This is a genomic window from Micromonospora sp. KC606 (assembly GCF_004348675.1).
In the GTDB taxonomy this organism is placed as follows: domain Bacteria; phylum Actinomycetota; class Actinomycetes; order Mycobacteriales; family Micromonosporaceae; genus Micromonospora.
The window spans coordinates 1-10,373 of sequence record NZ_SMKN01000204.1 but is presented as its reverse complement, the minus strand read 5'-3'; the positions used below and the strand labels follow the sequence as shown (position 1 = coordinate 10,373).

Here is a 10,373-nt window from a genome sequence, read left to right as displayed (position 1 = left end):
GAGTACGGCCGGGGCGGCCTCGGCTCGGTGCTGCCCTCGCGCTCAGCCCAGCAGCGCCCTGCGCCACCGGCCCGTGTGGCGCTCGGTGTACTCGGCGTCCGAGCGCCACGCGTCGCCGTGCCCGGTCCGCCAGTGGGTCGCCCAGGGCTCCACCCCGAGTGCGGCCCGGTCCCGCAGGAAGTCGTGCATCGCCCAGGTCCGCGCGGTCAGCATGGGAGCCAGCTCCCGGCGCTGTTGCTCGTCCAGCCCGTACGCGTCGGCGAAGACCCGCAGCCGCGGCCCCGCATCCGCGCGCTGCCACTCAGGGTGCGCCGACATCGGGATGAAGCCGTGGACGGCGTAGGCGACGTCCCACAGCCGTGATCCCGGCCCCGCGTTGTCCCAGTCGATGAAGACCCAGCGGTCACCGATCACCAGATTCCACGGCGCGAGGTCGTGGTGGATGATCAGTTCGTCCCGGTCGGCCGGCATCAGGACGTTCCACTGCGCGTCGAGCGGCGGGTTGAAGGTCGAGAGCGCGTCGTGCAGCTCGCGGACCAGCCGGCCCACCCTGGCGAGCTGGTCCAGCGGGTCCAGAAGGTCGAAGTGGGACGGCCACGGCACCTCACCTTCCGCGTAGGTGAGCACCTCCCGCCCTTTCTCGTCGATCCCCAGCGGCCGGGGTGCGCCCCGGAAACCGACCGACCAGAGGTGTTCGAGCAGCGCGTGCACCGCCGGGGTCCAGTAACCGACGGGCCGTCGTACGGTGTCTCCGACCCGAACGAGGCCCGCCGCCACGTTTCCCCCGGTGAGCGGGGTCTCCTGTTCGGGCAGCACCGGGGCACCATACGATGCCGGCCAAATCGCCGCGTCCCCGACGTGCGGTGCCGCCACTGCGGGCGTGGGTCAGATCTCGGAGAAGAACGTGAGTGAGCCGGCCACCGTGCCGTCGGTCAGCACGGGGGTGGAGATGGCGTCCACGGTGGCGTCGGGCGTGTTCCGGCCGGCGGCCTGTACGCGCAGCAGGCCGCGGGCCAGTCGCCCGGAGTGCAGCGCGAGCAACGGGGGGATCTTGTCGGTCTCCTGCTCGGTCAGCTCGCCGCGAGCCGCCGTGAAGTCGAGCAGCCGCAGGCCACCCGCCAGCAGTGGCCGGCCGATCACGTCTTCCGGGTCACCCAGGCAGAGCAGCCGGCAGCCGGCGGTGGAGATGGCCACCACCCGGGTCTTGGCGTCGATCAGCAGGCAGGGCTCGTCGGCGAGGGTGACCGTGACACACCACTGGCTGACGTTGTCGGACTCCTGCTCCGGCGCAGTCCGCGAGGCCGGCGCGAACACTTCCGAGAGCGAGAGTTCGACGTGGGCCACCGCGCCTCCTATGTACACCGACGGTCTGTCCACGCTAGCCGGTCCTCGCGACGGCCGCTCGTTCACGCTCCGGCCACCGGCCGTCGGTGAGATCGGTTGCCCGGACCGACCGGACGGCCGGCGACAGCGCGGACCGATGGGTTCCCTCGGCGGGCCCGGGGCCACGTGGCGTCGCCGGTGACGTTACCGGCGGGCGGCCGGCTTGTCAGCGGCCGTTCGGCCCTCGTCGTACCACCGGTAGTCGGCAGCCGGACGATACCCGCCGTTGAGCCAGGTCTGCGGCTGCTGGGCGACCCGGGACAGCTTCTCGGCGGTGGCCGGGCTGATCCGGTTGCCACCGGCGACCAGGAGGCGATCCAGCTCCCGGTGGGTCGCCATGAGGCAGTCCTTCGGCAGGCCGTAGACGCTGATGACGCCGGAGCCGACGAAGGTCAGCACCGGCGTCACCGGGATGGGCAGGCCGACCGCCTCGGAGAGCACCTTGCTCGCCCGCTTCGCATCCCGCCGCGCCTCGGCCACGTACGGCGGGCGCTTGCCGTTGATCTGGACCACGTCGCCGGCCACCAGCACGCGAGCCCGCCCGTGGTCGGCGATGCTCACCGCGAAGAGCCCGCTGGGGCCGATGGCGAGGAAACCGGCCCGGTCGTCCTGGCCACGGCCGAGTAGCGCGTCCGTGGGGTCGGTGCGCGGCCACTCGATGACGTGCCAGGCTGGGCCCAGGTGGTCGAGCTGCCCGAGCGCACGTGCGCCGGCCGCTTCCAGCCGGCGTGCGCCCCGCTCCGCCCGACGGCGACGGGCCCACTCCAACGGGCTGGGACGGGCCGGTTGGAGCGCCGAGGGCGCTTCCTTCCGGGGCTGCGGCACCGTCACGGGCGGCAGTGCCCGGGTGGGTACGGCTCGACGAGCGGGAAAGACAGTCATCGCGACCTCCGGCAAAAGGTCCCTCGAAGTTATGTCCTCACTACCCTACGTCGCCGTCCCGGGGGTACGGCAAGTTGAAGCGCCGGAATGAGTGCGGATGAATGCCATATTCATCCCCCCTTCTTCCCGTGGACACTGCTCGCGCCTGTCCTACGCTGCGAGAGTGACCCACTACGTGGACAGCGAGGTCGGTCGGCTCGGCACGGTACTGCTGCACCGCCCGGGGCCCGAACTCGCCAGGCTCACTCCTCGCAACAACGACTCGTTGCTCTTCGACGCTATCCCATGGGTGGGACGGGCGCAGGAGGAGCACGACGCATTCGCAGCGGCGCTGCGCGACCGTGGCGTCGAGGTGCTCTACCTCGCGACGCTGCTCGCCGAGACCCTCGCCGTGCCCGAGGCCCGCACCGAACTCACCGAGCAGGTGCTCCGCTCTCCCCGGCTCGGTGACACGCTGCGCCGCCGGGTCGCCGACCACCTCGCCTACCTCGACCCCGCCGCGCTCGCCGACGTGCTCATCGCCGGGCTCGCCCACGAGGAGGTGCGGATCAGCCCCGAGCGCCCCGGTGGCCTGGTGTGGACGCTGATGGACCGGCACGACTTCGTCATCGACCCGCTGCCCAACCTGCTGTTCACCCGCGACTCGTCACTGTGGATCGGCGACCGGGGCGGGGTCACCAGCCTCGCCATGCCGGCGCGGCGGCGGGAGAGCACACTCACCGACGCGGTGTACCGCCACCACCCGCGCTTCGCCGGCACCGAGTTCGTCTACCACCCGCAGCTGGAGCACCTGGAGGGCGGCGACGTGCTGCTGCTCGCCCCCGGTGTGCTCGCCGTGGGCGTGGGCGAGCGGACCACCCCGGCCGGCGCCGAGCGGCTGGCCCGGCAGGTATTCGCCGCCGGCCTGGCGCACACCATCCTGGTGGTGCCGATCGCCCAGGAACGGGCCACCATGCACCTGGACACGGTCTGCACCATGGTCGACGTCGACGCCGTGCTGATGTACCCGAACGTCGCCAGCACGCTGTCGGCGTACACGGTCGTCGCCGGGCCGGACGGCGAGCCGCGGGTGGACGGCCCCGCGCCGTTCCTGCGCGCCGCCGCCGACGCGATGGACATCGACCAACTCCGGGTCATCGACACCGGCCTCGACCCGGTGACCGCCGAACGCGAACAGTGGGACGACGGCAACAACACCCTCGCCCTGGCACCCCGGCTCTGCGTCGGCTACGAACGCAACGTGGAGACCAACGCGCAACTCGAACGGGCCGGCATCGAGGTCATCCCGATCGCCGGTTCAGAGCTGGGCTCCGGCCGGGGCGGCCCCCGCTGCATGTCCTGCCCGCTGGTCCGCGAACCCCTGCGCCCCACCCGCTGACGCCGGCCGCCGCTGTCGGGGCACCGCTCTGTCCGGGTGCCGTTTCCCTGGGGCACGGATTGCGGCAAGGGGGGTTATCCGGCCGGGGAAAGGGGCCCACTTGCCGCATTCGGAGTCGGTCCCTGCCCGCGAGGCGCCCCGACGCCCACCGGCCCGACCGTCCGACGGGCCGCCGTCCGATGGGCCGCCGTCCGATGGGCCGCCGTCCGATGGGCCGCCGTCCGATGGGCCGCCGTCCGATGGGCCGCCGTCCGACGGGCCGCCGTCCGACGGGCCGCCCCACCATGGGCCGACGGGAACGGGCCGTTCAGCGCAGGGTGAGCTGGCGGCCCAGGAGACCCTGGCGGGCCCGGCGTCCGGCGGCGTCCAGCGCCTCCTTCTCCGCCAGGGCCTCGGCGTACCGCTTGGCGAACTCGGCGACCGGCGCCTCCCAGTCGACGGCCGGCACGTCCTCCGGCAGATCCCAGACCGGCACCAGCCGGCCGTGCGCCCGGAACATGCCGGCGAACTTCGTGCCCGCGCCGAGTGTCAGTGTGCCGGCGGCGGAGAGCCGGGAGAGCGCGTCCAGCGCGGTGTCCTCGTCCTCCGGCAGCACCCAGCGCACGTGCGCCTTCTCCGGCACCTGGCACCAGTAGGCGGCCCGGGCGGCGGCGAGCTTCACCGTCGGGTATACGGCGGCGTTCGCCCGTTCCAGGGACGCCTGGACGGACGGGTCGTCGGTCGCCCCCGGGTCCAGCCAGAACTCGAAACCGTCGTGCATGCTGATCTCCAGCGGGCCGTCCACCACGATGTCCTGCAGGCGCGGGCCGGGGCCGGGCAGCGGCGGCACGACGACCTGGCCGCCCGGCTCGGTCCGCAGCGCGCAGAGCAGCGCGTCGGCCAGATCCCGGGAGACATCGCCCGACTGCTGGTGCCGCTGGAGCCCGATGAAGACCCGCCCGTCCGGCTTCGTCATCGCCGGTGCGGCCATCGGCAGCACGGTGGCGAGGGTGACCGGACGGTCGCCGTACTCCGTCACCAGGTCGGCGGTGAGCCGCAGCGGCGCCGAGGCGGCCGGGACGAGCTCGCGCAGGGCGATCCACTCCGGCTCGTCCGCCAGCCCCTCGAACGGACGGGGCACGAAGATGTCGCGGACCTTCTCCCGACGGGGGGTGGCTTCGACGGCGCGCTGGTTCTTTCGACGCTTGCTCACGGCGACACAGCCTAGAGGCCGCAGCCGGGCGGCGTGGGCAGGACCCGCCCCGCGCCCGGTCAGCCGGCGGCGACCAGGGCGGTCGGGGATGCGGTGACCGGGTCGAACTCGGCCCAGACGCTCTGGCCCAGTCCGTCCCGGTCGACCCCCCAGCGGCTCGACAGGCCCGAGACGATGTGCAGGCCGCGACCGTCGATCGCGTCCGCGCTGGCCACCCGCATCAGCGGCCGGGCCACCGCGCCGCCGTCGGTCACCCGGATCGACACGCTCGGCCCCACGGGCGTCGGCCGCAGCCGCCAGGCCACCCGGACCACCCCGCCGGGCAGCGGGTCGGCGTGCCGGACCGCGTTGCCCACCAGCTCGGCCAGGACCGCCACCAGATCGGCCAGGAGCGCCGCGGGCACGGCCTCGGCCAGTTCGTCGGCGAGCCGGTGCCGGGCCAACCGCGTGCCGGTGGCGTGGTGGGGCACCTCCACACACCACGAACGTTCGACCGCTTGCGTCGACACCCTCGCTCCCTCTCGCCCCGCTCAGGCCGGCGGGTCATCCCCGTGGCAGCCGCACCTCTGCGACCGTACCGCCACCGCTCCTCGGCCGGAGGGATACCCAACCACGCTGCTGTTCAACGATCCGGCGGACGAGGTAGAGACCGAGCCCGGCCCCCGGATAGCCACGGCTGTCACCGGACTCGCCCTGCCAGAACCGGTCGAACGCGCGCTCCACGTGCTCCGGCCGGATGCCGACTCCCCGGTCGCTGACCCGGAACGAGACGGTCTGCCCGCTCGTGTCCGCGGTGACCTCGATCGGTGAGTCCGGCGGCGAGTACTTCCCCGCGTTGGTGACCAGCTCGGTCAGCACCGTGGCGATGCTGTGCCGGTCGCCGAACGCCTTGGGTAGGTCGGCGGGAAGGTCGAGGACGATCCGGTGGCGCAGGTCGGCCGAAAGGTCGGGCACTGTGGCGCGCAGCGCCGCGCCGAGGTCGAACCGTACGGCCGGGTCACCGTCGGAGCGAACGTCGGTGGCGGAGGTGAGCAGTCGGTCGACCAGCCGGGCCAGCTCGTTGGCGCGCTGACCGATCACCCGGGCCGCCGCTCGCCGGTCGGGCTCGGTCAGCGACTCCCAGTGGTCGGTCAGGGTGTCCGCGTACCCCTTGATCACGGTGACCGGCGTACGCAGCTCGTGGCTGGTCACCGCGACGAAGAGATCTCGGTCGGAGTCCCGGCGCTGCTGGTCGGTGATGTCGCGGAAGGTGACCACTCGCAGCGTCCCCGGCCCGGCCAACTCGCCGGAGGTGATCCGCAGCCAGCGCCCGTCCGGCATCCGGTGGTCGAGCACCTGACCGGACGGGGGAAGCGGAAGGGGCAGGGGCCGGTTCAGCGCCTGCCGGGGAGAGCAACCGGTCACCTGCGCCGCAGCCGGGTTCCAGAGTCGAACGTGGCCGTCCCGGTCGACCACGGCCAGCCCGTCGGCGAGGGCCGCCACCACCGGCCCGTCGCCGTGCACCGGCAGTCCGCTCTGGTCGCCGTACATGTGGGCGACGCAGGCAGCCAGGTAGCCGACCACGGCGTGCCCGGTGGGGTCCTCGGCCTCCTCGGTGTCGGTGTAGAGCGCGTGCAGGCTGCCGACGGTGAGCCCACCGATTTCGGACCGGGCCACCACCATCCGGCGCAAGCCGCGCGCGGCCAGCTCACCCGCGAGCGGCCCGGGCAGGCGGTCGACCCGTACCTGCCGCACTCGGGGGCCGGCGAGCAGGCAGACGGCGGCCGGGTCGGTGGCCGGCAGCGGTCGCCCGATCGCCCACTCGGCGCTGCCGCTGGCGGCGATGACCCGGCCGCCGCCGGGGGCGAACTCGACGAAGGCCAGGCTGTCCGCGCCGAGGGCCGGGCGGGCCACCTGCAGCAGCCGGGTGAGGACGGGCAGCCCCACGGCACCGGAATTGATCATCTCGATCACCGCGCTGTGGCCGGCGATGAGGGCGGCGAGATCGGTACGCTCCGGCATGCCCCGAGTGTGCCTCCTCGACCGGAGTCGGGGCACCCCCGGCCGGTTGCCTCATCGGCGCAGCCGGGCCAGCGTGCGGGCCGGCCGGTCGGTGATCACCCCGTCCACCCCGGCGTCGAGAACCAGCTCCAGGTCATCCGGCTCGTTCACCGTCCAGACGTACACCTGGTTGCCGGCGGCGCGCAGCGCCGGCACCAGCTGGGGGCGGGCCCGGACCAGCCCGATGCCGGGGCCGGCGATCCGGGCGCCGAAGGGCAGCCGGCCGAGCCGCAGCCAGCGCGGCAGCACCTCCAGCAGGAGCACCGTGGGCAGGGCCGGGGCGAACTCCCGGATCCGGCGTACGGCCAGCGGCGAGAAGGACATGACGGTGACCTGCACCGGGTCGTCCGGGCCGGGCGCGGCGAGGCCGAAGCGGCGCAGCAGGGTGACCAGCTTCCGTTCGACGTCCCCGCCGTAACGGGACGGGTGCTTCGTCTCCACCAGCAACCGGACCGGCCGCCCGGCGGCCAGCACCGCCTCCAGCAGGCGTTCCAGGGTCAGCAGGCGGGTGTGCGTCTCGTCGAGCACCTCGTCGCCGTCGGCCGGCACGCAACCCGGGTGCCAGGACCCGAAGTCCAGCGTCTCCAGCTCGGCGAGGGTACGCGCGCTGACCAGCCCGTGGCCGTTGCTGGTCCGGTCCAGCCGGCGGTCGTGCACGCAGACCAGGTGACCGTCACGGGTCAGCCGGACGTCGCACTCCAACCCGTCGGCACCCTCGTCGAGGGCACGCAGGTACGCCGCGAGAGTGTGTTCCGGAAGGTCGGCCGACGCGCCACGGTGCGCGAAGACCAGCGGATCGCCCATCTGCCGGCTCTCAGACGACCTGGCCGGGCTGCCCGTCTCCGCCGACCACCGGCCTACCGGCGGCGGCCCACAGCCGCATCCCGCCGTCCACGTTGCGCACCTGCTCCCATCCGTTGCTCAGCAGGTAGCCGACGACCTGCGCGGAGCGCCCGCCGGAGCGGCAGATGACCGCGACGTCCCGGTCGGTGGGCACCTCGGCGAGTCGGGCCGGCAGTTCCATCATCGGTAGGTGGTGGGCGCCGGGCGCGTGGCCCGCCGCCCACTCGTCGTCCTCGCGGACGTCGAGGAGGTAGGTCTCGTCGTCGATCTCGGTCACGGGCACGCTGGGAACCTGGGGTCCGAACACGGGTACCAAGCCTAGATCCTCGGCTGGCCGGCCGGCACTGGCCGGGGCTGGCGCGCGCCGGCGTCGGTCAGAGCCGGTTGACCCAGCGTGGGTGGGCGCTCGCCCAGCCGGGCACCCTACCGGCTCGGACGGCGTCGAACAGCCCGCTGCCGCCGTTGTCGAGCACCACGTACGAGACCGAGCCGATCATCTGTGGGTACGACGGCACCTGCACCCCGCTCAACGCGTCCGCCGGCAGCGCCCGTAGGGCGAGGGCCAGTTCCTGAAGGGGGACGCCGTTGGTGTCGACGGTCAGCGAGCCGCCCACCGCCCGGAGCACCCGGTCGAGCTTGACCGGGTCGCCGCGCAGGTCGGTCTGGCCGGCCTTGTCGAGCACCGCCCGGAGCAGCTGCTGTTGGTGCCGCTGCCGGTCGTAGTCGCCGCCCGGCAGGTCGTAGCGCTGGCGGACGTAGTCCAGGGCCTGCGCGCCGTTCATCTGTTGGCAGCCAGGGCTGAAGACGTTCCCGGTGTGGATCGAGCGGACCTCGGTGTCCACGCACATTCGGACGCCGCCGAGCAGGTCGATGACCTCTTTGAAGCCGGCGAAGTCGACCAGGGCGGCGCCGTCGAAGCGGATCCCGGTGAGCCGGGTCAGCACGGTGGAGAGCAGCCGGGTGCCGCCCCGGCCCCCGCCGCCGTGCTCGTACGCCGCGTTGATCTTGTCCTGGCCGCCCGGGTACCCGTTGCCGGGCGGGATGGTCACCAGCAGGTCGCGGGGGACGGAGATCAGGTACGCCTGGCGCATACCCGGCGGCACGTGCACGATCAGGATCGTGTCGGAGCGCTGGTCCGGGCGGGACGAGTCGGTTCGCCGGTCCGTACCGACGAGCAGATAGTTCAGTCCTCCGTCGAGGTCGGTGCGGGGCTGCCGGGCGTCCGGGGCGAGCAGCTCTCCCCGGTTGACCGCGCGCTCGTACCGGTGGGCGAGTGTCCTCATGCCCACCACGGCGAGCGCGGCCAGCAGCACCAGGACGAGACCGGCGCCGCACAGGACCCGGGCGGCCCGGCGGCCGGGCAGCGGTGTGCTCCGCCCCCGGTTGGCCCGCGCTGACCTGGCCGTGGCGCCCTCCCCGTGGCCGTGACATGAGGCTTCCTCAGGTCACGGTACGGGCCGGGCGTGGTTGGCCGCGCGGGTTTCCGCAGACCGGGGACGGGTCACCGTCGGGTGGAGAGCACGTTCGGGTTCGCGTACACGAATTCGGCCAGCTTGTCGTCCTTGACCGCCTTGAACATCGCCAGCGTCTGCTCGCTGAGCGCCTCGCGGTTGTTGGCGTTGCCGTGGTAGGTGCCGCCGTTGGTGCGCAGCATGGTCAACTCGTTTGCGCTGATGCCGCGCAGGGCGAAGATCAGTTCGGGAACCGGTACGCCGCCGGTGTCCAGGACGAACGCCTTGCCGGCCGCCCGGATCAGCTGGTTCACCTTGATCGGGTTGGTCAGCATGCCCTTGTCGGTGGCCTTCTTCGCCATCGCCTTGATCAGCTGCTGCTGGTTCTGCTGCCGGTCGTAGTCGCTGTTCGGCAGGCCGTAGCGCTGTCGGGAGTAGTCCAGCGCCTCCAGGCCGGTCATCTGGCGGCAGCCCTTCTTGTAGACAACCGGGGTCATCGGCCGGCCGGTCTTCTTGGCGTCCGCCTTCCACATCTGTTTGCCGTCGACCATCACGGTGTGGATCGACTTCACCTCGTGGCTGACGCAGATCCGCACGGTGCCGAGCGTGTCGATCACGTTCTTGAAGCCGCCGAAGTTGATGATCGCGGCGCCGTCGAAGCTGACCCCGGTCATGTTCTTGATGGTCTGCGCCATCAGCTGGGCGCCGCCCTCCCAGCCGCCACCGTTGCGCGCGCCGGCCTGGAAGGCGGCATTGATCTTGTCGGTGCCGCCCGGGAAACCGCTCTTCTTGAACGCCGGGATCTGCGCCTCGGTGTCCCGGGGGATCGAGATGAGGTAGGCCTGGTCGTGGCTGGCCGGGATGTGCAGCACGATGATGCTGTCGGCGCGGACGTCGTCGGCGGCCCACCGCTCGCGGGCGTCCACGCCCAGCAGCAGCATGTCGATCGGGCCCTTCAGGTCGGCCCCGCCCTCGGCGTCGGTCTTGCCCGCCCCGCCGAGCAGGTTCTTCTGGGCGATGTTCCCGGTCGCCTGGCTGATCAGCGCCTTACTGCCCACCATCGCGACGCCGCTGGTCATCATCAGCACCGCCCCGGCGACCACGGTGAGCCGGGCCCAGAGCGGATCCTTGCGCCTGGTGCGCTTCTTCGCGCCGCCGGTGCGCTGCCCGCCTCGACCGCCCTGCCTGGGGATGGTCGCCGAGG

At 72.8% G+C, this 10,373-nt stretch carries 11 protein-coding genes; 1 reads left to right on the top strand and 10 read right to left on the bottom strand.

Going from position 1 to position 10,373, the window contains the following annotated elements; genetic code table 11:
- Window positions 1–42: 42 nt before the first annotated feature.
- The 3 genes from E1193_RS26020 to E1193_RS26010 all read right to left on the bottom strand — a co-directional run bounded on the left by E1193_RS26020 (window position 43) and on the right by E1193_RS26010 (window position 2,265).
- Complete coding sequence (locus tag E1193_RS26020) at window positions 43–816, bottom strand: phosphotransferase (RefSeq protein ID WP_243707905.1); 774 nt, start codon at window positions 814–816, stop codon at window positions 43–45.
- A 69-nt stretch (window positions 817–885) separates the two neighbouring features.
- Window positions 886–1,344: a hypothetical protein gene (locus E1193_RS26015; RefSeq protein WP_132185818.1), complete on the bottom strand. Its 459-nt coding sequence runs from the start codon at window positions 1,342–1,344 to the stop codon at window positions 886–888.
- Window positions 1,345–1,527: 183 nt separating this feature from the next.
- Window positions 1,528–2,265, bottom strand: coding sequence for a hypothetical protein (locus E1193_RS26010; RefSeq protein ID WP_132185817.1), 738 nt, complete (start codon window positions 2,263–2,265; stop codon window positions 1,528–1,530).
- A 163-nt stretch (window positions 2,266–2,428) separates the two neighbouring features.
- On the opposite strand from E1193_RS26010, the gene E1193_RS26005 reads away from it, so the two are divergent.
- Window positions 2,429–3,643, top strand: coding sequence for an arginine deiminase (locus E1193_RS26005; RefSeq protein WP_132185816.1), 1,215 nt, complete (start codon window positions 2,429–2,431; stop codon window positions 3,641–3,643).
- Window positions 3,644–3,950: 307 nt separating this feature from the next.
- Here E1193_RS26005 and E1193_RS25995 read toward each other — a convergent pair whose 3' ends face one another.
- From E1193_RS25995 to E1193_RS25965, 7 genes are all read right to left on the bottom strand, one after another.
- Window positions 3,951–4,835 (bottom strand): DUF5926 family protein, encoded by an 885-nt coding sequence (locus tag E1193_RS25995; RefSeq protein WP_132185815.1) that lies wholly within the window; start codon window positions 4,833–4,835, stop codon window positions 3,951–3,953.
- A gap of 59 nt (window positions 4,836–4,894) precedes the next feature.
- Window positions 4,895–5,311, bottom strand: a complete 417-nt coding sequence (locus E1193_RS25990) for an ATP-binding protein (RefSeq protein ID WP_207922868.1) — start codon at window positions 5,309–5,311, stop codon at window positions 4,895–4,897.
- Window positions 5,312–5,378: 67 nt separating this feature from the next.
- The gene (locus tag E1193_RS25985) at window positions 5,379–6,836 is read right to left on the bottom strand and encodes an ATP-binding protein (RefSeq protein ID WP_132185813.1); all 1,458 of its coding nucleotides are present in this window, start codon (window positions 6,834–6,836) and stop codon (window positions 5,379–5,381) included.
- Window positions 6,837–6,887: 51 nt separating this feature from the next.
- Window positions 6,888–7,679, bottom strand: coding sequence for a glycerophosphodiester phosphodiesterase family protein (locus tag E1193_RS25980; protein WP_132185812.1), 792 nt, complete (start codon window positions 7,677–7,679; stop codon window positions 6,888–6,890).
- A gap of 10 nt (window positions 7,680–7,689) precedes the next feature.
- Window positions 7,690–8,025, bottom strand: coding sequence for a rhodanese-like domain-containing protein (locus tag E1193_RS25975; protein ID WP_132185811.1), 336 nt, complete (start codon window positions 8,023–8,025; stop codon window positions 7,690–7,692).
- A gap of 67 nt (window positions 8,026–8,092) precedes the next feature.
- A complete protein-coding gene (locus tag E1193_RS25970; protein ID WP_207922867.1) occupies window positions 8,093–9,031 on the bottom strand; it encodes an LCP family protein in 939 nt (312 codons plus the stop codon).
- Window positions 9,032–9,219: 188 nt separating this feature from the next.
- Window positions 9,220–10,362, bottom strand: coding sequence for an LCP family protein (locus E1193_RS25965; protein WP_243707906.1), 1,143 nt, complete (start codon window positions 10,360–10,362; stop codon window positions 9,220–9,222).
- Between the last annotated feature and the right edge of the window lie 11 nt (window positions 10,363–10,373).